We start from the raw sequence: 22,617 nt of genomic DNA on the forward strand, positions 1-22,617 counted from the left end.
CGGCGCGGCGCCGCTAGAAGCGGTCCATGCTCGCCGCTCTCATTCTCGCCGCGTCCCTGCCGATCATCGCTTGCGACACGCCGGCCGTGCATGACGGCGACACTTTTCGCTGCGATGGCGAGCGGGTGCGGCTGTTCGGGGTCGACGCGCCGGAGGTCAAGCGCGGCCAAACCCCGGCCGAGCCCTTCGCCTATGAGGCGCGCGACGAGCTGATCCGGCTAACCCGCGGGCACGTCGCCTGCCGGATGGTGGAGACCGATCGTTACGGCCGTTTCGTCGGCAAATGTTGGTCCCACGCCACCACCGACATCAACGCCGCGCTCATTCGCTCGGGTTTCGCGACCGAATACCGCCGCTATAGCAAAGGCGTCTACAGACGAGCCGAGCAGCAGGCCAAGGAAGCACGGCGCGGCCAATGGGGCGATCCGCGCTGACCGTGAGCGCCAGCGCGACGCCGCCGATCAGCCCCCTTGCGAACTTTCGCTTCCTTCATGCCGCCCCCCAGCGCCGACTAATCCTCTTGAAGCGATGCCTCGCTGGCCGGCGACGGCACCCTGAAGGCATAAATCGGGCGATCGGCCCATTTCAGTCGCGGCCGCACCTCTGTCCTGAAGACACCACGGTCGTCGTCGGTCACCTCGAACGTCGCAACGACAAACCCGTCCTGGTCAGCGCCGCGCGTGAAGATAAGCGTCTCCAGCAAGCGCCGAGAAAAAAGCAAGGCTTCGCCGGCCGGCAAGTCGCTTGAGAACACTTCGACGCCGTTGACGGTCGCGATCGCCAGCCAGCCTTCGGGGGCCCTGCCATTGATCGGCCCGATCTGGAGGCCGTCTGGACGTTCGACGCCCATGGACCTCCAGACGCGCAAAGCCTGCTCTTCGCCCGAGCGCGAAATCAACAAGACGGGCGCGGGACCAACCCGCGCGGCAAAATCGGCGATCTCGCGCCAGAACGCCGGTTGGCTCACCGCAGGGTTCAGCGGCACGGGCTGCCTGGGCCTTCGCGCGAAGTCGGCCAAGACCTCTAGCAAGCTGATATTCGCGGTCGCTTGGGCGAGCATCTCTTCGAGATTCGAGATCGGATCTTCCATAGGAGGATCCACGAAGTGCGCCTTGGCGAGCCCGCCGACCTCGGCCCGTCGCGGTGGCGAAGGCTCAACGCAGATAGCCGATTGGACGGCGACGTCGATGAAGGGACCTACGTCGGTAGGCGAGGCCAGAACCACAGACTCTATTTCTCGACCGATCTGGTCGATCCGAGTCTTGTTGATCGGCGCGGCGCGAAGGCGTTGTGTCCTCGCCGTCCCGATCGCCTGCTCCACCGCCTCCAGAATCGTTCTTAGACGTTCGAGCTTGTTCTCGACTGAACCCTCTTCGCCCGCGAGGGCGTCGATCGCCTCTGACAAGCGCGGCGGCGGCACCTCCAGCATCCGACGGTAGAGTTCAAGAAGGCGCAGGATCCGCCGAAGACCTCGGTCATCGCCCGGCAACAGCGCGGGGTTGGCGGCGATCTCCGCGACATCCCTGGCCACTCCGCCATCGCCCGCAGCGGGTGCGAGGCTGGCGAGTATGGCCACCTGGGCGCCAACGAGGTCCTCACGTTCGTCCAGCGTCGACGGCGTGTAGACGCGCCCTGGAACGACCCGTCGTTCGGTCATCCGGTCCATCTGCGCGACGAGACGGTCAAGCCGTCCGCCATAGGCTCCATTATCGGCGAATCGCTCGCCTACGAGGTGCAGGCGCAGGCAATCGAGGAACAACGCCCGGAACGACAACTGTCGATCTGGCGCAGTGAAAGCGCTGGCCCGGTCGTTGACCTCGCCGCGCAACAGCGCCGACGCAGTGCGCGCGCCGATGTCGGAGGACTGCTTGTCGTTGATCGTCCAGAAGACCAGCAGCGAGGCGGTCAGCAGCACGATGTCACGGTGAGCGCCGCGCAGAAGGCTACGGAACAGTTCCTCCGGCGTCGGTGAGGGCATGCGGTCGAACAGCAACGGCCCAACGCCATCAAGAGCGTCCTGCCAGGACGATCGTAGGACCTCCGGGCTCAGGATGCGCGACCAACGCAACTCGGCCCGACCATCCAGCTTGTACTCGAGAAGCCTGTCCCAACGGACTAGAGCGTCACGCCAGAGTGAAGCGCCGATCTCGTCCTCGTTCCAGACCGCTCTTGTCAGGCTGAGCGCGGTGTTCTCCAGATGCCGGCGGACATAGGCCCAGTCGTCGCCGTAGCGCGCCCAGCGCGCGACGCTCTCGGCGTCACCCTCGCGAGCCTTGCGCCAAGCAATGACCGGTGGACCCAGTTGCAGCAGGCTTTCCCAATTGCCCACCACGCGCATCATCGCGCCGGCAAACGCCTTGGTGTCGGTGCCGGCCAGCGCGAGCCTAGGACGCGCAGCTTCGTCCATGGCATTTTCGACCGTCACGCGGCGTGTTCGCCAAGCCTCGAGCGCCGGCGTCGCCATGGCACCGAGATCGAGAATGGCTTCGACCATGGTCGCCGGGAGCGCTGGCTCGTCTGCTCTGGGCAGCAGTCGCAAGGGCGTCACCGTCAAGCGTTCAAAGAACTGACCGTTCTCTGCGATCTTGTCGGCGGCTCGATCAAAGAGCCGATAATACTCCTGAATCCAGGCTTCATGAGGCGGCCCCCACTCGCCGCCCGCCAGCATGGCGTAATTGAATGGGCCTTGCTCGCCCTGCTCGACAGCGTTCAGCCCAAGCAGGAAGCGGTGATAGCCGGTCATTTCGTCGAAGGCGTCCTGGAAGCTGACCGATGCGCCGCGCTCGATCTGCGCGACAACCTTGTCGGCCAGCTCTTCCAGGATCTGCGTCGCGGTCGGGCGGTCACCGCGCATGATCGCTCCTCTTGAACCGGAAGGCGGCCTTCAGCAGACCGCGTTCGAGGCGCGAGAGCTTCACGCCCCCGTCGCGATGGCACCAGGCGACCCGACCAAACAGGGAGCGACCGATCATAGGCGAGACGACCAGCAACGGCGTCATCCGTGGAACCCCTGTCGCTGCCCCACCTGCCTTAGTCGCCACCTTGCGACACCGTCGCGACCATGACCGGAACGCCAAGTCGAGCAGCACCGTCCTGACATCGTGAACGTCTACGCGGCGCTTGAACACGGTGGCGATCTCGTCCGTGCTCGCGGCGCTGGCCGGGAAACCTACCCGCAACGAACAGGCCAATGCACCATGTTGCGACGCGTCTCTCTGCGAGATCGTCCCCCCAATCCTAGCATAGATCTCGATGCGGCGGCGTGCGGTGATGTCATCGGGCATGATGACGTTGGCCGTGTACCGAAGGCGTATCCGCTCGCGCGAGGATTGCTGGACAAAACGGAAGGTCGTGGCGACGAAATGGGCCAGCGCCGCTAAGTTGAGTATGAGCCAGACGATATGGGCGCAGAGCAGCACCCACTTTAACGCCAACGGCGTCTGACCACCGAGCCACGCGTGCAGGAGAGCTTGCAGCGGCCAGACCAGTTGCGCGCAAAGCACCGCCAATAGCGCGATGCAGCTGGCGACGATCTCGAACGCCAGCGCCTCATGATAGTAGATCCTGACATCGGTCGAGGCTGCGTCGCGCTGCGCGACCAAGGTGACCAACGCCAGAGCGATCGACACCACCCCCAGCACGCCGACCTGGGCGGTGATCAGGAAGCTGGCGATACCGTTGATGATGGCCTCGCCGCTCTTGTAGTCCGCCGAGGTCTGCGCGCCCCAGGTCGGAAGCCTGGCGACCAGGATCGTGTCGAACACCACCAGCACGACGTCGAGCGCGACATAGGCGGCGATGAAGCTTCCAAAGTTCTCGAACGACAGCAACGCGCGCATGATGCGATGCGGCCACGAGTACCGAAGTTGGCGCGCGACCAGATTTGTCCGGCCATGTTGGCGCGCTTCTCTGCGTACCGTCCGGTCCAGGCTTCCGGACCAATTCCATAGCGCCCAACCAATCACGCCTGCGACTCCACCAGCGTTGTCGCCACCCTGCTCGAAGACTGGCTGCGCATTGATCCTCGTCGAAACTTGACCACAACCTAGAGCGCGATCGCGCCAATGACTAGCGCGCAGGAGGCGGGAGCGCCGACGACGAAGATGTTTTGGTCGTGGCAGGCCGATGCGTCAGGAAGAATCGGAGGCTAGTTCGTGCGCGAAGCGCTGCGGGCGTCGATTGAGGAACTAAACAACTTCGAAGCGATGGAGGTCATTGCTGCGCGTTTCCTGCGATGGTCCACCCGTGCGTCTACTGAACAGTTGGCGCTCGCCAAGCTCCGCATCGCTACCGCGGCACGCAGGCTCCGCGTCTCTACAGGAAGGCCTGGAGGTCGAGAGCGAGCTTTTCAGGGTCTCTCGTTTCGCACTCCCAAACGACCAACACCCTCCAACCCATGAGCTCAAGCTCGGATTTTACCCGTCTGTCTCGCGCCACATTGCGCTCGAACTTCTCGTTCCAGAAATCCTCGCGCGACTTTGGGGAGGTCGCTTTTCGGCACCCGTCATGACGATGCCAGAAGCAACCGTGGACAAATACAACGGCCCTCCGCCGGGGGAAAACAAGGTCTGGCGAGCCTGGCAGCTCACGCACGTGCAGTCGAAAGCGATAGCCGAGCGAATGGGCCATTCGGCGAACGATTATTTCCGGCAGCGTATTTTGGCCCTTAACCCGAGCCATCAGCCATGACCGCCTTTCGGGAGAGATGCGATCTACCACGCCCGGCTTCCCATTGTCTTACATGGGGAATCCGAGAAAAGTGCCGCCCCTAACCAATTAGCGATCGACGGGTGGTGTGTAGGCTGGCATAGTACCCTAAACTTAGGGTTTTCAATGGCCACGCCTTCTACTCCGACCATAGTAGACCTTTTCAGCGGCTGCGGCGGGTTCGGCCTCGGCGCTGAGCTCGCAGGTTTCTCGACGATCGCAGCGGTCGATATCGACGCCGACCTGCAAGCCGCTTATCGCCTCAACTTCCCCGGCACTAAGGTTCTTCAGGCCGACGTGGCTGAAATGACGGAAGCCGCCTGGGCGTTCCCTTTGGCCGGCCAGCGCCCAGACGGCGTCATCGGCGGACCTCCATGCCAGGGCTTCAGCCGTATCGGAAAACGTAGAAAAGACGACCCGCGCAATACGCTGATCGGTCGCTTTTTTCATCAGATCAATCTGTTGCAGCCCAAGTTCTTTGTAATGGAGAACGTTGAAGGCCTTTTGGATGAAGGCAATGTCGATAGCCTCAACGAGGCGATAGCCACAGTCCCCAAGCGGTACTCTATTGTCGGACCGTTTGTCGTGCATGCGTCTCAATTCGGAGCAGCCACGATCAGGAAGCGGGTCGTTGTGGTTGGCTTTGATCCGAACGAGATGAATCCGATCACCGAGGCGGACCTTCAGCCCAAGGGCATTGAACAGGTAGACGTTCGGGCCGCAATTGCCGACCTGCCCAGCCCGATACCGCAACGGGACGGCGAGTACGGATGGGCCAGATACCCGATCGTTGACGCCGACGACCCGCGGATTTCGACATATGCTCGGCGAATGCGCGCAGCGCCGGATGACAAACTCGGCTGGAGCGCGGCCCTCGAGCGACTTGCCCATGGCGAGGTGTCGGGCCTAGCGGAAACGCTTCACACCGAAGCGGTGAAAGTTCGCTTCGGGCAAACAGCCCAAGGGCGGACCGAAGAAATCAGCCGCTACCCCCGCCTCGATTGGGACGGGCTTTGCCCGACGCTGAGAGCAGGCACAGGCCGCGACAAGGGTAGCTTTCAGTCAATGCGACCGATCCACCCCTCCGAACCAAGGGTCATAACAGTGCGGGAAGCAGCTCGCCTTCAGGGCTTCCCAGACTGGTTCTGCTTCAGCTACGCGAAATGGCACAGCTTCCGCATGATCGGCAATAGCGTTTCGCCCATAGTTGCAAAGCACCTCCTTAGCGAGATAAAGCATAGATTGATTTCCAACGATTCCTCGCGCGAACGTGCTGGCGCGACCGGAGGCTGACCTATCGACGACAAGCCCGATTTCGCTGCGCCATCGACCTTCACCGTAAACCGCGGGGTCGATCCCAGTTATCTGCAGAGCGTGCTCACCAAGGACATCACGACCCTGGAGAGCATCTATGACCTGATCGACAACTCCATCGACGCCGCGCGCGACAAGCTATTGTCGCGACCGCCCGTTTCCACAGACAAATACGGCCTTCCTGCAGATTATTCGGGCTACAGGATCGCGTTACGCTTCGCTTCAGACTCGATTTCTTTACTTGATAACTGCTCTGGCATTGACCAGAATACGCTGATCAACAGAGCCTTTGTGACAGGATCACTATCCTCTCACAGCTATGGGATCGGTCACTTCGGCATTGGACTGAAGCGCGCCCTGCTTCGCCTTGGGAAATCTTACGCGATCTCGACCGATACGGGCGATTTCGCTGCAAAGCTACGCTTTTCCGACGGTAACGAGGGCAATCTCGAAGCGATCCGCGGGCCTTCGTCGGGCAGCCCAAAGATGTTGGTGCGGGTTTCCGATCTGCGAACGAGCGTGCGACAGGAGCTGACAGGCGGTGCCTGGAAGACATCCGTGCTAAGATCGCTCTCCCGCCGATATGGGCTTTATATCGCCAAGGGCTTGCAGATCACCGTTCAGGGCTCCCGCGTCGAGCCCTTCGGCCCCCAGTTTCGCCGTACTGGCCCCGTTGCGACACAAGCATCGCACTTCGACCTACCTGATGGTGGCGAGGCATTTATCGATGCCGGCATGCACGAGGGCTATCATCTAACCGATGAGCCCGGATACGATAAAAAGCGGATCGCAGACCTGACTGATCAATACGGTTGGTACTTCGTTTGCAACGATCGCATCATTCGCATTGCTACGCACGAACCTGAACTAGGCTGGACCGCCAACTGGCACCAAGAGTATTATGGCTTTGTCGGCTGGGTCCGCTTTGTATCCGAAGATGCTGAGCTTTTGCCTTGGGATACAAAGAAATCTTCAATTGATACCAGTTCAGCGGCTTTCCGCGCGATTCAAGGAAAGCTGCAGGCATTTGCCGATGCATACAAAACTGAAGGCCGCAAGGCACGCAAGGAGCGTCCTACCGACAGCGAAAGCCCAAGCAAACCGAAAGACGGAAAGAAAGGCAAACGCGGAAGTAGCGGAAAGCCCAGCGACTCGACCGGCACCCCATCAGAGGAGCGTCCAGAGGCTGAGGACCACAACGAACATTGGTCCACGCTATTGCCCGACCTCACCGTTGAGCTCGACCACCCAAAGGTCAGAGCCTTGGCCTACGAAGCGCGAAAATTGCAGATTGAGCATTGCTACTCGGGGGCGATGCTCTTTCGATCGCTGATCGAAACTGCACTATTTGAAAATATCAAAAAGGCTGGACGTTACAGCGAAGTTCGCGAGAGCGTCTTCGCAGAACAAGCTGCATCAGGAAGGCCCTTTGACGACGCCCAAAAGAAAGGTTTCAGGCCGACCTTCCGCCATGCGCTCGATTGGTTGAACAAGCAGGACGACTATTTCCCCGATGAGGTTCGGCGTGAATGCGTAAATGCCAGAACAAAATTTGGAAAGCATTTGAGAGAACTAAATGGCGTGGTGCATGAAGGCGATCTTATTGATAGCGGTAAACTGAAGATCGTTAGAAATGACACGCTGCCGCTACTGCGCTTTTTGCTGTTAGCGCCCAAGCGAAACTCATAGGCATATATCTTTTCTGTGATGACTGACGGGCTTGAATCTGAAGCGCATCCCCCAACTCCGCGTGAATCCGCTCCCCAAGGATGGCCGGACCTGGCAGGTAGCTTTTCAAGGAAAGATCAGGGCTCCTAGCCTTACAGACGAGGCATCGTGCGAGCTGGGACTTGTAGAGGCCGGCTGGGACAACAGCCGCACCGCGCCGCAGACGCCACTTACTAGATCCGTCTGGATCGGCGTTGGCCAAATGGCGTTGCTCCCCGTCGGAAGCGTCTGGAAGGATGGACGCCCCGTTGAGCAGCCTCCTCGCCGGCGGATACAATTGGAGATCAGGGGGCTCGTGAAATGGCCACGCGACGCCTTTGGCCAACCCATCGCCTATCAATGGAGGCGCGATGAGCCCCCCGCGCCGGCATATCCGGCGCCAGGCTGCATCGATATGCCGATGTTTCCCGTCGTCGATGCTGGTGGTGACAAGTTCTGGGTCAGCCCATTGGAGCTAGCAAGGGCGACTTTCGGCGTCACAAGTCAATGGCTTCGACTGATGGTCGAGGGCGGCATTGAGCTGACCCCCGACCAACGAGGTTCGATCATCAATCTGAAGCGATCGGGCCGCGGTGAAGACGCCCGGTCGCTAGTCATCAGCGCTCACCGGCGCCTTGATGAGCTGGACATCCTGGCTGCGGCGCGGATATGCGCCGATCAAGGGCTGCGCCTGTCGTTCGAAAGCGTTGTGAAGGGCTTGCGCCGTAACGGTTTTGGCCGAGAGCCGCGGTACGTCTTCATGCCGTTTCCCTTCGAGAAGCCGAGCACCTGGTCGTGTGAACATCGCTGGGTGGTTGCCAGAACTGAGAATGGGCGCATCGCAAAGCGCCGGATGATCACCCGTATCCACGCAATCGACTACGACCTTGGCATCGACCACATCCATGTGCGCTACCCCGGCCGGACCGAAGCCCAGGAGGATGACGAGCTCAACGACACCAGCACCGGCCGCGTGCGTCTACGAGCCAAGGCTCCCGTCAGCGACGACCTTCGCGTGATCACAAGTCGCCCGAGCTGGTCGGCGCTGGAAGACCTGAACATCCCCTCACCTGCGATCCGCCTTGCCGGCAAATGGACAGTCGAGCAGACGCCCGTCTTTCTCGACGACCCAGGCGCCGCCAAAACCAAGCATGTCGCCCTGGACGATGAGATAGATACCGCAACGACCGCCGGGCCGGGCACGAAGTCGGAGCGAGGCAAGAGGCCCTCGATCCGAATTAACATCAAGGATGCGATCAAGGCCAAGATGGACACCCCACGCCCCCCTTCGGCTCGCATCACCTCCACCATCATCGCCCTGCAGCGCCTGGCGACCGACCTCAACCGCCAGCTCGACTTGATCGCGCCGGCCGACGAACTGGGCAATGATCCCATCGATGGCCTGTGGCGATACCCCGTAGATGCCAAGGGCAAACCTGGTTGGTCCCTCACCAGGGAAGGTCGCCCAAGGCGCGCCCTGGTGGCGCGGCTACAGAGCCAGTCAGGCTGGATCTACATCTTTGACGCGGAGCATCTCGACGCTGAAGTGATGGACGCCATCACTGGCGAAAGCCGGATTTCTGGGCAGGACGGGTACACCTGCCTGTGCATGGTCGCCGTCGGAAAAGGCGAACCGCTTCCTCCTGAAATGATCAGCGACTTTCTTTGGCACAATGCCGTCGCCAAGGGTGTGTGGAAGCGAGCGCCGCTGCACCTTCCCTGGCAGCGTCTTCCGCGGGCCAATGCCTGGTTCGAGGACCCGGCGACCTATGCCCGGCACATGGCCAAAATCGTCCGACGACTGGAAGGTGGCGCGTCGCAACATCACGGGGTCTAACCAGCCAGTGGGCGCCGACCTCGCCGCTCGGGCACGCCCCTCAGCGAATGGCGTGGGCCTGGAAGATAGCGTTCACTTCCTGGCAGTCTCCCACGAGACGCATGAGGTCTGCCTTGAGCACGGGTCGCCCCGTTCCCTGCAGATAGGCTAGGGCCGCGACGATCTCCTGCGTGCTTGGCTTGTAGAACCGAAGGGTCAGGTGCTCGTTGATCACGTCGGCAATGACGAACGGCGGATCATGAGCGTCGTGTAGGATCCAGCTCCTCCACATTCGGGCTTCCTGGCAAGCCTCTACCAAGCGCTCGGGCCAAGCCTTCATCAGCGGCGCGGCCAGGTCGAGAACACGATGGCGATCACCGACGCACATTTGCTCTATGCTGGTCTTTGCCCCCTTGGGAAACGATGAAGGGTCTCCACCATGACGTCGGGCGACGGCGTTGCGCAGTGCTTGGGACCGGACACCGAAGGACAAAGCCTTCACAACGATCCGCAAGGTGTCGAAGTAGAGGTGGCTCCAGCCAAGGATCTGCCCTCCTAGATGTCCCCAGCCACGCGCCAGGACGCTTTGCGCGCGGCGTTGCAGCTCAATGACCCGGCGGCTTGCCGGGATCAGACTGCCTTGGCGAAGATCCAAACCGCATCGAGGACAGAGGTGCAACGCTGCGGATCTGTGGGGCTCTAATGTCGATCCGCATTGATCGCAGCGATCGAGCAAGCGCAGCCCATGGTCGGGGCAGGTCGTAACGAAACCAACGCGCCAGGCGCGACGGAAGTAGACGTGCTCGGTAAAGCAAACAGGGCAGTATTGCAGGCCGCCTAGCCCTCTTACGCGGTGGCGCACGCCCACCTGCAGGATCCAAGCGTTCCTGCCGCCGGGGGCATATCGCTCGACGAGCTTGCCGTCATAGGCGGCCAAGGTGGTTTCCCAGGCGCGCTGGACCGGCACATCGACCTTCGCCGCCATGACGCCGACAATGCGCGGATCGGCCATGTTGTCGATGTCGCGGGTGAGCAGCGGCGGAACCGAGCGCCAGGTCGCATGAGCCAAGGTGTAGGGCTTGAGCGTCAGCCCGTGCGCAACGCGTAGAAACCAAGACGACAGCAACTCGTCGGGCCAAGGCGCCGGCCGATAGGGCCAGGGTCGTGATCGGGTGAGGTCGGGGCTTTCCTTCCAGTTACGAAAGACAGCCTCGGCCTCCTCGATCATCGCACTGACCGAACCACAGCCTCGGTAATGCGCTCCTCGCCAGTCTCGATGGCGGCGACCGCCGCGTCATGAAGTAGATTGGACAGCTCGCCAATCACCCCCTTTGAGAGCGAATAAAGACGCTCGGAAAGGCCTGCCTCGGCCAAGTCGCTGGGCCTGCGCAGCGGGATCAACCGATTGTAGGCACCAAGTATCTTGCGCCACTCGGCATCCATCTTCATGCGCTCGAGCTGGACGAAGTTGAAGCGGCGCAGAAGTTGATCTTCCTTCTCGAAAACCAACTTCACCCCCTCTGTCCCCGCCGCCACGATCGGTACGCCGGTCTCGTTGGTAAGGTTCTTGATCAGCACATTGAAGTGCAGCCGCTTATCGAAGCGGCCCGACAACGCATTGTGAAACTCATCCATGAGGATGACCTTGACCCCGCATTGCGCGATCAACCGCCTCACTAGCAGCTCCTTCTGCGCCAACCCCATGGAGGGAGACGGCCGAATGCCAAACTCGATGAGGAAGTTGTTATAGAGCTTGGTCTCGTCGCCCGCCGGCGGTGTCTGAATGCGGACCGTAGGCAGAACGGCCCAATCGCCGACTCCATCGAAATCCTCGGCTTCGACACGCTTGGCGTTGTCAGTACGAACACGTTTCTCCCAGCGCTCCAGGATCGTCGATTTTCCAACGCCAGACTCTCCATAAATCAGGAGATTGCGCGGTCGAAGCGACGGCGGCGTGACCAGGTAACGGTCAAGCGTCGCGACCAGGTTGTCAGCCGCCTTGTGGTTGATCCACATACCCCGCCATCGTTTGATGATGCGCTCCTCCACCGGGAGGTTCACCAACTCACGCGACTTGGGATGCAGGTGCTCATAATCCTGAGCGTTATCGACGGCGGTCTCGATCATTTTCATCAGATGTCCAAATCGCTGTCGTCATACTCGTCGCGGGTATCGATGGCGGGCGCCGTGGAAGGTGCGACGATCTTGCTCCCTGGATCGTGAGGAGACGGGCGGTCGCGTGCGATCGGCATGAAGTCCTCAGCCGCCTCGGTGGACACAGCCGCGGCGATCACAGCCTGCTCCCTACCGATCGCGACAGACTGACTGCGCCGGCGCTGATTTTGCCGCTGTGTCGTCCGTGTGAGCTTGCCGGCCTCCTCAAGGCGCGCAAGTCGCTCTCGCCGTTCCTTGCAGGCGTCAAAAATCTCCAGCTCGGTGTAGGATCGACGCCCCTGCTCCTTAAGCTCGGTGCGCACCGCACGAAACTCCCACTGACTCATCGGCAGGCCTTGGGAGTGGCGATAGGGGACAGTCAGATAGCGCTTGTTATCCGGGTCCCAAACGAAGGCTCGGCTGATGTCGCGCGGATCCCGACGCACAGTAAATTTGCCGCCCGGATGGCGCATGTAGCGATGGCGTAAAGCCACCAGTTCGTCGGAATCGTAACTGACCCGCTCCCATCTGACGCCATAGGCCTGGAGCGTTAGCTCCTTGAACGGCAGCAGTTCGATGCGGAGTCGTTCAAGATCGGCCGGCTCCTGGGGAAGTTCTCGAACCTGGCGGCCGTCCTCAAAGAAGCAGGATCGCCACTTTTGCAACGGCGTCAGCCCTCCGAGCGATGAATGCTCGGTGTTCATGTATTCCCAAAGGACGCTGAGGAGGTGCAGCTCCAAGTCTCGAAGCGTCAGGGCGGCTGTTTTGGCGCTATCCCGGCTTTGGCGCTCCTTGACGTTGGACCCGGTGGCGCCGGGGATGGATTTGACCTTCTTGGCCAGCGTTCCAAAGAACCGCTCGATGTGAGCGCCAAACTGGGGCCGTTTGACCGGCCGGTTGATCAGCTCGCGCTCCTCCTGTGAGAGGAAGCGGCGCAGCATGGTACCGCGGAACTCCTTGGCGTTGTCGGCCATGACGATCTGGGGAAGCCCCCAGACTGGCCATGTCATGTCAAAGCCGACCTCTCTAAGCCAGACCTCCTTGCGGGTGATCGCATGGAAGATGGCCGCGCCGGCGACACTGGCGGACGGGTCATCCAGGGTGAGCGTGAAGCCACAGGGCATACAGGTGTGCGTGTCGATCACCATCGCCAACCACGGCCGCCCGATCGGCAGGCGATACACGTCGTCGACGATCTCTACGTCGTAGGGCCAATAGTCGATCTGAACGCAGGACAGCGGTTCGGTGCCAAACGGGAACTTGCCCATCAACTTGGCCCTGGCATCGCGAGCCGCGCGCTTACCAAGCCGTCGCTCCACGGCCAGGACCGGATCGACGTTGGCGACATGACGATAAACGGTTGCGATACCGGGAAGGCCTAGTCTCGCGTCCTTGAACGCAGGTTCTACAAAATCTTTGTAGAACTCATAGACGTTGCGCTGTTTACGATTGAGGTACTGCTTTTCGATGAGGTGGGCCAGCAGCGCCGACCGCTCGTCCCCGAGCCTGGATTGACCAACGCCGCCGGACCTTTTTCCTGGCAGCAAGCTGATCGGGTCACCATTCCATTGGTCAATGCGTCGGTACACCGTCGCTCGGCCGACACCCAAGGCCTTGGCGGCTTTAGTGACAAAAGCGTCCTTACCGCCACGCTCGACCAAGCCATCGAGAAGCGGCGCCAGCACATCTTTCCAGCGGAAGGCCTCGTTGATCTCCTCGGGAGTACAGTCGTCGAACTGGCGCGGCGGAAGCCGCGTTGGCTCCAGCCCGATCTCGGCGGATGTCACGACGCGCGTGTCTCCACCGTCAAAGCGCACCAGATAGCGGTCGAAATCGATGATCCGCATGAACCGGCCGACGCGGCCGCCGACCACGAGCTCTTCGCCGACTGAATAGCTAGCTGTCTTCAACGAGCGCCTCCTCGGCGACGAGGTGGGTCCACCATCGCATCTGCGTGGTGTCGGATATGACAAGCGAGAGGTCAGCGACCAGGTAGCCAATCCCTAGGAGGTGGAGCAGGGCTTGATGGGCGGTATCTCGTAGAAGGCCATCCGCCATGAGGAGCTTCTTGACCTCGCCGAAGGTGCGATGAGGAACGCCCGGATAGGTCATGATCGCGCGAACCGTCGTCATGATATCTGATGAGAGCGGGCGGCGCATCGCCGGGCCCAGGAGCACTGCGTTGGCCTGCCTAGTGCAGTAGATGGTTCGGTCCGTGACTACGCGAAAGCCGATGCCCTGAGCGGCGAGATGCTGTCGAGCAGCGTGATACTTCGGCGCCAGGTCGGCGTAATCACGCTTGAGGATCGAATATGGCTTCACCTCGAACACGACTTGGGCCCGGCCATAGGGAAGAAGAGCGTCTTCCCACCAGGTCGCCATAACATCAGGGGTGTAGCGACGACGACGCCCCTCTATCACGAGATCCAGCGTGACGGGCTGGGTGGCTATGGTTTCCAGGCCGGGCTCAATTTCCAGCAGGATGAGGAAGTCGCGCTCGAGCTTCGACTCGTAGTGAAGCTGACGAACGGGAAACCGCGTCGGCAGCGAGCCGGTGATCGATCGGTGGCTAGGCGGGATGATACGGGTCATCGACAAGCTCCGATCATCTCGCATTTTCTCCGATAAATGCCGAACATATCTCGTTTTCTATGAAAACCAATCGGCACCAAAAGCATGCAGCGGGGGTGAACAAACCGGGACTTCATCTCATTATCTCCGAGAATTCACACCGGCGGCGGCATCCGGGCCAAGCCGGGCGAGGTGTCGCTGGCCCACAACGGCGTGCTGTTCCTCGACGAGCTGCCCGAGTTCGGCGTCCAGGCGCTGGACAGCCTGCGCGCGCCGCTGGAGACCGGCGAGGTGATGGTCGCCCGCGCCAACGCCCACATCCGCTATCCGGCCCGGGTGCAGCTGGTGGCGGCCATGAACCCCTGCCGCTGCGGCCACGGCGGGGCCGGTCGCGGGGCTTGCGGCAAGGCTCCGCGCTGCATCCGCGACTACCAGGGCCGGGTGTCGGGCCCGCTGATGGACCGCATCGACCTGGCCGTCGACATGCCCGCCGTCACCGCCGCCGACCTGGCCCTGCCGCCCTGCAGCGAGGGCTCGGCCGAGGTCGCCGCCCGCGTCGCGACCGCCCGCCGCCTGCAGGCCGAGCGGGCCGAGGACCTGATGCCGGGCACGCCGGAAACGCTGAACGGCCGGGCCGAGGGCGAACTGCTCGACCGCGTCTGCGCCCTCGACGAGGCGGGCCGCGCCCTGCTGACCCGCGCCGCCGAGGCCGGTCGGATCAGCGCCCGGGGCTGGACCCGCACCCTGCGCCTGGCCCGCACCATCGCCGACCTGGAAGGGGCGGCCTCGGTCAAGCGGGTGCACGTGGCCGAGGCCCTGGCCCACCGCCGGACCTCGGCGCCGGGCGAGATGGAAGGCGTGGTCTGAGATCCTCCCCCTCTGGGGGAGGTGTCGCCGAAGGCGACGGAGGGGGAGTTTTCAGCTTCCGAGGCGCTGGCCGACGTCCCGCCCGTTCCCCCACCGATCGCTACGCGATCGCCTCCCCCCACAGGGGGAGGTTCCATGCCGGAGCGACCTAGGAGCCCCCGAAAGCTCCGCCGCCCTCACCGCCCCTTAACCCGCGGCCGCTAAGCTCCTCGCCATGACCAAGCCTCGCGACGCCGTCTCCGCCGAACAGCTGGCCACCTTGAGCCACGAGTTCCGCACGCCCCTGAACGGGGTGCTGGGCATGGCGCGCCTCTTGGAAAACACCCGCCTCACCGCCGAGCAGCGCTCCTATGTCGCCGCCCTGCGCGAGAGCGGCGACCACCTGCTGAGCCTGGTCAACGACGTGCTGGACTTCGCGCGCCTGGGCGCCACGGCGCTGGAGCTGCACCTGGCCCCCGTCGCGCCCGAGGACCTGCTGCGCCAGGTGGCCGAGCTGATGAGCCCCCGCGCCCACGAGAAGGGCGTCGAGATCGCCTGGGCCGTCGAGCGCGGCCTGCCGCCGCTGCTGGCCGACGAGGGCCGCCTGCGCCAGGTGTTGCTGAACTTCGCCGGCAACGCCGTGAAGTTCACCGAAAAGGGCGGCGTGCTGATCAGCGCCCGCGACGCCGGGAACGGCCGCGTGCGCTTCTCGGTCGCCGACACCGGCCCGGGCGTCGCCCCCGAAGCCCGCGAGAAGATCTTCGAGGCCTTCGTCCAGACCGACCCGTCGCACCAGGCCCAGCTGGGCGGCGCGGGCCTGGGCCTGGCCATCGTCGCCCGCCTGGCCGCCGCCATGGAGGGCGAGGCCGGGGTCGGTGAAGCCGCCATCGGAGACGGCGTCGGCGGCGCAGACTTCTGGTTCGAGGCCCCGTTCGAGCGCTGCGCCGAAGCCCCTCCCGCCCCGCCGCTGGAAGGCCGGTTCGTCGCCGTCGTCTCGCCCAACCCCGTGGTCCGCGAAGCCGTGGGCGCTCAGGCCATCGCCAGCGGCGCCTGGGTGCGGAATCTGGCCGGCCTCGACAAGGTCGAGAGCCTGCCGGACCAGACCGTGCTGCTGGTCGACGCGGCCCTGGCCGGTCCCGATCGCCCGCTGGCCGCCCCGGCCGGCCGCGCCGCCGTGGCCCTGCTGACCCCCGACCAGCGCGACCTGATCCCCAATCTCTCCAAGGCCGGCTTCTCGGGCTACCTGATCAAGCCGCTGCGCCGCGCCTCGCTGGTGACCCGCGTGCTGGCCGCCAAGCCGATCGACGCGACGCTGGAGGCCCTGGCCGCGCCGGCCGAGGCCGAGGACGACCGCATCGCGCCGGCCGCCGCCCCCGGCGCCCGCGTGCTGCTGGCCGAGGACAATCCGATCAACGCCCTCCTGGCCCGCACCCTGCTGGAGCGCGAGGGCTGCACCGTCGACCGCATCGCCAGCGGCGACGAGGCCGTGGCCGCCCTGTCGCGCGGAACCTACGACCTGGTGTTCATGGATCTGCGCATGCCGGGCCTCAACGGCCTGGAAGCCACCCGCGCGGTCCGCGCCAAGGGCGTCGACACCCCGATCCTGGCCCTGACCGCCGACGCCTTCGACGAGGACCGCCGCCAGTGCCTGACGGCCGGCATGGACGACTTTCTCGTCAAACCCCTGACCCCCGCGGCCCTGCGCGAGGCCCTCTCGCGCTGGACCGGCCCCGACCGCCCGCGCCGCTGGACGAACGACGCGACGCGCGCCAAGGTCGCCGGCTGACGGGCGGGCGGTTCCCCTCGTCCTTCGGGGGAGCACCGCATGACCGAGCAGAGCAAGAGCGACGCCACGGCTCCGCCGAAGAAGAGCCTGGCCGGCGCGCTGGCCGTGTTCGGTGAGCGCCGCGCCCTGGCCCTGCTGGGCCTCGGCTTCGCGTCGGGCCTGCCCTACATGCTGATCTTCGACACCCTGTCGCTGTGGCTGCGGGACGCGGGCCTGTCGCTGGCGGTGATCGGCTTCTTCAGCCTGGCCACCCTGTCGTTCTCGCTGAAGTTCCTGTGGGCCCCGCTGATCGACCGGACGAAGATCCCGATCCTGCACGACCTGCTGGGTCATCGCCGCGCCTGGATGCTGGTCTGCCAGGCCGGGATCATGGCCGGCCTGTGGGCGATCTCGACCCTGAACCCGGCCACCAACCTTGGCCTCCTGGCCGCTCTGGCCGTGCTGACCGGCTTCATGACCGCCAGCCAGGACATCGTCATCGACGCCTGGCGCATCGAGGTGGCCGACGCCGAGCGCCAGGGCCCGATGGCCGTGGCCGTGCAGTGGGGCTATCGCGGGGCGATGGTCGTGGCCGGCGCCGTGCCGCTGCTCCTGGCCGAACGCTTCGGCTGGAACTTCTCCTACGCGCTTATGGCGCTGGCCGTGCTGATCGGCGTCGGCGCCACCCTGTGGGCGCCGCGCGAGGCCGCCCACACCATCCGCCCGATCCATGCCGACGACGTCGCCCAGCCCCAGGCCCTGGTGGTCGTCGAATGGCTGGCTCGCCTGGCGATCATCGCCCTGGGCGCCCTGATCCTGGGCTCGGGCCTGGCCGGCGACGCCGACCTGCTGTCGAAGATCGTCGGCGGGGAGACCCTGGCCGAGGCCTGGAAGGCCAAGCCCAACGGCGTCTGGCTGCAGATGCTGGGCGCGCTGACGGGCCTGGGCGTCATCGTGCTGGCCGCCTGGCCGATTCCGGGTGTCCGCACCAAGCCCGGCGTCTACCTGTCGACGGCGCTCGGTTCGCCGCTGAAGGACTTCATGACCCGCTTCTCGGGCGTGGCCGGCCTGATCCTGGCGGCGATCTGCATCTACCGGGTGTCGGACTTCGTGCTCAACATCATGAACCCGTTCTACCGGGACATGGGTTTCTCGCTCACCGAGATCGCCGAGATCCGCAAGGTGTTCGGCATCATCGCCTCGATGATCGGCGTGTTCCTGGGCGGGGTGATCGTCGCCCGCTTCGGCCTGATGAAGGCCCTGATCATCGGGGCCTTCGCCCAGCCGATCAGCAACCTCGGCTTCGCCGTGCTCGCCGTCAGCGGCCACAGCGTGCCGATGCTGTTCACCAGCATCTGCCTGGACAACATCTGCGGCGGCATCGCCGGCACGGCGCTGATCGCCTACATGTCGAGCCTGACCACGGCCGGCTTCACGGCCACCCAGTACGCGCTCTTCACGTCGCTCTACGCCCTGCCGGGCAAGCTGGTGGCCTCGCAGTCGGGCCGCATCGTCGAGGCCTCGGCCGCCGCCGCCGAGCACGGCGGCCCGATGGCGGCGCTGAAGGGCCTGTTCGCCCGCACCCCGCCCGAGACCTTCGCCGCGGCCGGCGCCAAGCTGGGCGTCAGCGGTCAGGCGATGGGCGCGGGCTACGTGGCTTTCTTCATCTACACCGCCCTGATCGGGGTGGCGGCGATCGTGCTGTCGTTCATGGTCGCGGCCCGCCAGCCCAAGGTGCAGGCGGCCAAGGCGGCGGCCGAAGCCGCCGCCTGACCCCTCAGTCCCCGCAGGCGCAGATCAGCGGATAGTTGGTCGTGTCGGCGATGGTGGTCATGCCGTAGTAGTCGACCAGCACCGACTCCGCCGTGCAGAAGGCGCCCTCGACCCAGGCCTGGTCGTTGGAATAGGCCTCGCCGATGATGAACAGGTTCGCGCTGGCGGCGCCGGGCACGAGGCCCGTCGGTTGGCGGATCTTCTGCATCACGTCGCAGATGTCGTAATGCGCGGCCCAGGCGTGATAGCCGGCGCCGAACGGGTTCAGCGAGAAGTCGTTGAAGATCGCCTCGACCGGCCAGGGGATCTGGTGGGCGGCGTTCGGATCCCCCCAGTGCACCTTGGCCAGTTCCAGCAGCACCATGCGGATCATGGTGTCGGTGGCCTTGCGCGGGCCGAACAGCACCTGGTGATCCTGGTCGATCGGAACCTTGCGGCGCTCGGTGACGTCGACCTCCAGCTCCTGCCAGAACTGCACGTACTGCATGTCGTCGTACGAGGCGAGGACGCCGTAGGCGGGGTTTTCCGCGCCGTCGCTGTTGTTCCCGAAGTAGTAGACCTGGCGCAGCGGCAGGTCGGTGATGGTCGGACCGAAGGTGTTGGGCTTGCCCGTCAGGCTGGGCGGATAGGGCACGCTCGGGTCGTTCCACCACGGACGGTCGAAGAACAGCATCACCCGCATCGACGGCTGACGGATGACGCCGTCGATATAGAGCTGCACGCCCTCGGCGTTGAGGATGTCGAGCGTGCCGGCGGGCATGTCGGCGTACTGGGTGGCCTCGGCCACCAGGTCCAGCGAGGCCGGCGGCATGGCCAGGAAGGCGTTCGGCGTGGTCTGCACCGCGCCGCCCTTGAACGGCGTCTCGGCGCTGGCCAGACGATAGTTGACCGTCTCGCCCTCCAGCCAGATCGAGTGCAGGCGGGTGCGCTGGGTCAGCTCGAAGGTCACGCCGGCCTTGGCGGCGGCGGCCCTGGTCTGCTGATAGAGCTCGACGAAGACCTGCGAGTAGCCGCCGCTGAGGGTCTTGAACGCCCCGCCGGGCGCGAACTCGCCGTTGTAGACGGCGGCGTTGGCGGCGTTCCAGTTGATGACGTTGGAGGTGTAGCCGCCAGCGTCGGCGGCGTACTCGTAGCCCTCGTTGCCGGCCTGGTCGTAGAAGATGTTCCAGTAGCCGATGTTGCCGGCGATCGAGCCCGGCGGATAGACGAACGAGTTGAAGGTCGCCGGCAGCCGGCCCGAGCCGTAGAAGGCGCACTGCTGCGAGCGGGTCGAGACCGGGGCCTTGCCGGTGATCAGCGCCGAGATGTTCGAGAACAGGGTGGCGGCCGGCTGCTCGTTGTTGCCCGGCGTGTTGTAGGGCGCGGGGTGGGTCGCCAGTTGATCCTGGTAGATGTGCTCCTCGCGCAGGAACAGCAGCGGATTGTCGGTGGTGTTGAAGTCGATGATCTTGCCGGCGAGGCCCAGCGCCTCGATGGTCAGGGTCACCAGCTGGTGGCCTTCGCTCTTGGCCGCGTCCCACTGGATGAAGCGCATGCCGCCGGCCTCGATATAGGACTGGCGCGGATCGTCGTTGCAGAAGTGGGTGACGATGCGGCCGGCCGGCAGGCGCGTGCCCGAGCCGGGACCGTCGAAGGCGTAGTCGCCCCACTCGTAGAGCTGGATCACGTCGCCCGCGGCCGCCTTGCCGCCGGTGACCAGCCGCCAGGCGGTGTAGAGCCCGGCCGGCCCCGCGCCGAAGATCGTGTAGGTCGTTCCCATGGCCGTCTCCCCGTTCGGCCGCGGACGCGACCCTGACGTGCATCGCCGACACTTCGCGCGGCTGAAGAACGGACGACTGTGCGAAACCCGACAGCGGCGAAAGAAAAGCAGCAACGCCTCTCCTCCCCCGCCTGCGGGGGAAGAGTAAAAAAGAAAAAGGCCCCGGATCGCTCCGGGGCCTTCGTCTTCAGTCTGGGTCGCCGAGGATCAGTCGGCGACCGTGGCGGTGTCGGTCGGGGCGGCGTGATGCTCGTCGGCGCCATGCGACCACTTCTTGAGGAAGGGCGACAGCACCAGGAAGATCACCCCGATCGCCGCGGCGATCAGGCCGATGACGTTGAACACCTGCAGCGAGGTGCGCAGCGCCGCCTCGGGGTCCAGCACCTGGCCGCCGACGGTCTCGACCGTGGTCAGGCCGGCGATGAAGCCGCCGACGTACTGGGCGATGGCCACGGCCATGAACCACACGGCCATGATGAACGACACCATCGAGGCCGGCGACAGCTTGGTCATCTGCGACAGGCCCACGGGCGACATGCACAGCTCGCCGGTGGTGTGCAGCATGTACATCAGCACCAGGAAGAACAGCGGCATGCGGAAGGCGCCGTCGGCGAAGGTCGAGCCCCACTGCAGCACCAGGAAGCCGAGGCCGACCTGGAGCAGGGCCAGGCCGAACTTCACGACCGGGTTCGGATCCTTGTCGCGACGGCCCAGGAAGGTCCACAGCGCGGCGAACACCGGGGCGAAGATCAGGATCCAGCCCGCGTTCAGGGCCTGGGTCTGGGCAGCGTTGAAGCTGGAGTCGATCCACAGCGTCTTGGCCGGGTCGATGGAGGCGGCGGCCAGCTGGGCCGGGGTGGCGAAGGTCACCGCGCCGCCGAACCAGCGCACGGCCTCCGAGGTCAGGTTGAGATTGACGTTGGTCGCCGCGAACAGGTTCAGCGACGAGCCGGCCTGCTCGAACAGGGTCCAGAACACCACCGCGCCGAAGATCAGGAACATGGCCAGGGCCAGGCGCTCGCGCTCGACCTTCTGGACCTTGGTGAACATGAACCACAGCACGTAGCCGATCGAGCCGATCATGCCCGCCACCAGCGTCACGCCGACGATGGCGCTGCGCTGGACCAGGAAGAACACGCCCAGCACGCCGACCAGCGACAGGGCGTAGATCGCGTGCTCGCGGGTCAGCGGACCGGCGACCTTCTCCTTCAGCTTCTTGGGCTCGGGCGCCTCGCCCTTGCCCAGCAGCCAGGGCTTGCCCAGCACGAAGACGACGAAGCCGGCCAGCATGCCAAGGCCTGCGAGGCCGAAGCCCGCCCACCAGCCGACCTTGATGCCCAGCAGGCCGCAGAGGATCGAGGCCCAGAACGAGCCGAGGTTGATGCCGTAGTAGTAGAGGGTGAAGCCCGGGTCGCGACGCGGATCGCCCTGCGGATAGAGCTGGCCGACGATGGTCGAGATGTTGGGCTTGAGGAAGCCGACGCCGACGATGATCAGCGACAGGGCCAGCCAGAAGATGTTCAGATAGGTCGGGTCACGGCCCTCGACGCCCAGGCTGTACTGGCCCTTGGGCAGCACGGCGGGGATCGGCGAGGCGGCCGGCAGGTTCTTGATCTCGAAGTCGCCGGCCTTGGTGGCCGAGACGTCGTAGGGCTGGCCCGCGACCACCAGCTTGGCGACGCGGTCGCCGCCCCGGCCCTCGGCCTGGAACTGATAGGTCTGGCCGGCATAGGTCAGGGTCTGGGTGGCGGGCTTGCCTTCCACCGCCATGGCCAGGTGGCCGGCGACCAGCAGGATGGCGCCGAAGGCCACGGCCTTGCGGGTGCCCAGCCACTTGTCGGCCAGGAAGCCGCCGATCAGCGGCAGCAGATAGACGAGAGAGGTGTAGGAGCCGTAGTGCCCGTTGGCGACTTTCGGGTCGAAAAGGAAGTGCTGCGTCAGATAGAAGATCAGGATCGCCCGCATGCCGTAGTAGGAGAACCGCTCCCACATCTCGGCGAAGAACAGGATGATCAACCCCTTCGGGTGTTCCTTGATGAGCTGCATGAAAACCGGCAGGCCCGTCACCAATGTGACGAGAATGCCGGCGACTACGACAATGCTATTCATTCGCGACCTTGACTGTATTCAAGTCAGACAGGGCGACGCCAACGGTCGTTTCGCCCTCCCCTCCCCAATTCGCGGGGAGAAGATCACGCGGCTTTC

The 22,617-nt window shown here is 64.3% G+C and carries 15 protein-coding genes and 1 pseudogene; 7 read left to right on the forward strand and 9 right to left on the reverse strand.

Annotated elements, in window-relative coordinates; all coding sequences use genetic code 11:
* The first annotated feature begins 26 nt into the window (after positions 1 to 26).
* Entirely contained in the window at positions 27 to 434 is a 408-nt protein-coding gene (locus tag C1707_RS02390) for a thermonuclease family protein (RefSeq protein ID WP_101711698.1), read from the forward strand.
* 77 nt (positions 435 to 511) lie between these two features.
* Here C1707_RS02390 and C1707_RS02395 read toward each other — a convergent pair whose 3' ends face one another.
* From C1707_RS02395 to C1707_RS02405, 3 genes are all read right to left on the reverse strand, one after another.
* On the reverse strand, positions 512 to 2,854 hold the full coding sequence (locus C1707_RS02395; protein ID WP_101711697.1) for a hypothetical protein: 2,343 nt from the start codon (positions 2,852 to 2,854) through the stop codon (positions 512 to 514).
* On the reverse strand, positions 2,844 to 3,839 hold the full coding sequence (locus C1707_RS02400; RefSeq protein ID WP_101711696.1) for a hypothetical protein: 996 nt from the start codon (positions 3,837 to 3,839) through the stop codon (positions 2,844 to 2,846). The genes C1707_RS02395 and C1707_RS02400 overlap by 11 nt, the downstream gene beginning before the upstream one ends.
* A gap of 475 nt (positions 3,840 to 4,314) precedes the next feature.
* The gene (locus tag C1707_RS02405; RefSeq protein ID WP_101711695.1) at positions 4,315 to 4,719 is read right to left on the reverse strand and encodes a very short patch repair endonuclease; all 405 of its coding nucleotides are present in this window, start codon (positions 4,717 to 4,719) and stop codon (positions 4,315 to 4,317) included.
* Between the two features lie 114 nt (positions 4,720 to 4,833).
* Between C1707_RS02405 and C1707_RS02410 the strand changes: the two genes are divergently transcribed.
* From C1707_RS02410 to C1707_RS02420, 3 genes are all read left to right on the forward strand, one after another.
* On the forward strand, positions 4,834 to 6,000 hold the full coding sequence (locus C1707_RS02410; protein ID WP_101711694.1) for a DNA cytosine methyltransferase: 1,167 nt from the start codon (positions 4,834 to 4,836) through the stop codon (positions 5,998 to 6,000).
* 81 nt (positions 6,001 to 6,081) lie between these two features.
* Complete coding sequence (locus tag C1707_RS02415; RefSeq protein WP_164467256.1) at positions 6,082 to 7,710, forward strand: ATP-binding protein; 1,629 nt, start codon at positions 6,082 to 6,084, stop codon at positions 7,708 to 7,710.
* Between the two features lie 439 nt (positions 7,711 to 8,149).
* Positions 8,150 to 9,565 carry a hypothetical protein gene (locus C1707_RS02420; protein WP_101711692.1) on the forward strand — a complete coding sequence of 472 codons (1,416 nt, stop codon included), beginning with the start codon at positions 8,150 to 8,152 and terminating at the stop codon, positions 9,563 to 9,565.
* 40 nt (positions 9,566 to 9,605) lie between these two features.
* On the opposite strand, the gene C1707_RS02425 is transcribed toward C1707_RS02420, so the two are convergent.
* From C1707_RS02425 to C1707_RS02440, 4 genes are read right to left on the reverse strand one after another with little or no spacing between them, the layout of a single operon-like run.
* The gene (locus tag C1707_RS02425) at positions 9,606 to 10,772 is read right to left on the reverse strand and encodes a TniQ family protein (protein WP_101711691.1); all 1,167 of its coding nucleotides are present in this window, start codon (positions 10,770 to 10,772) and stop codon (positions 9,606 to 9,608) included.
* Positions 10,769 to 11,671: a TniB family NTP-binding protein gene (locus C1707_RS02430; RefSeq protein ID WP_164467257.1), complete on the reverse strand. Its 903-nt coding sequence runs from the start codon at positions 11,669 to 11,671 to the stop codon at positions 10,769 to 10,771. Before C1707_RS02430 ends, C1707_RS02425 begins: the two co-directional genes overlap by 4 nt.
* A gap of 5 nt (positions 11,672 to 11,676) precedes the next feature.
* The gene (locus C1707_RS02435; protein WP_145998303.1) at positions 11,677 to 13,608 is read right to left on the reverse strand and encodes a Mu transposase C-terminal domain-containing protein; all 1,932 of its coding nucleotides are present in this window, start codon (positions 13,606 to 13,608) and stop codon (positions 11,677 to 11,679) included.
* Complete coding sequence (locus tag C1707_RS02440) at positions 13,595 to 14,290, reverse strand: TnsA endonuclease N-terminal domain-containing protein (protein WP_164467258.1); 696 nt, start codon at positions 14,288 to 14,290, stop codon at positions 13,595 to 13,597. Before C1707_RS02440 ends, C1707_RS02435 begins: the two co-directional genes overlap by 14 nt.
* A 138-nt stretch (positions 14,291 to 14,428) precedes the next feature.
* On the opposite strand from C1707_RS02440, the pseudogene C1707_RS02445 reads away from it, so the two are divergent.
* From C1707_RS02445 to C1707_RS02455, 3 genes and pseudogenes are all read left to right on the forward strand, one after another.
* Positions 14,429 to 15,136 (forward strand): annotated as a pseudogene (locus tag C1707_RS02445) (ATP-binding protein); the annotation flags it as partial.
* A gap of 214 nt (positions 15,137 to 15,350) precedes the next feature.
* Positions 15,351 to 16,901, forward strand: coding sequence for a response regulator (locus C1707_RS02450; protein WP_101711687.1), 1,551 nt, complete (start codon positions 15,351 to 15,353; stop codon positions 16,899 to 16,901).
* 39 nt (positions 16,902 to 16,940) lie between these two features.
* A complete protein-coding gene (locus C1707_RS02455) occupies positions 16,941 to 18,653 on the forward strand; it encodes an AmpG family muropeptide MFS transporter (RefSeq protein ID WP_101711686.1) in 1,713 nt (570 codons plus the stop codon).
* A 4-nt stretch (positions 18,654 to 18,657) separates the two neighbouring features.
* Here the strand turns inward: C1707_RS02455 and C1707_RS02460 are convergent, their stop codons facing one another.
* Together C1707_RS02460 and C1707_RS02465 are read right to left on the reverse strand one after the other, a co-directional pair.
* Complete coding sequence (locus tag C1707_RS02460) at positions 18,658 to 20,412, reverse strand: flavin monoamine oxidase family protein (protein WP_101711685.1); 1,755 nt, start codon at positions 20,410 to 20,412, stop codon at positions 18,658 to 18,660.
* A 207-nt stretch (positions 20,413 to 20,619) separates the two neighbouring features.
* The gene (locus C1707_RS02465) at positions 20,620 to 22,521 is read right to left on the reverse strand and encodes a peptide MFS transporter (RefSeq protein WP_101711684.1); all 1,902 of its coding nucleotides are present in this window, start codon (positions 22,519 to 22,521) and stop codon (positions 20,620 to 20,622) included.
* Between the last annotated feature and the right edge of the window lie 96 nt (positions 22,522 to 22,617).

It is taken from the genome of Caulobacter flavus, from assembly GCF_003722335.1.
Taxonomy (GTDB): Bacteria; Pseudomonadota; Alphaproteobacteria; order Caulobacterales; family Caulobacteraceae; genus Caulobacter; species Caulobacter flavus.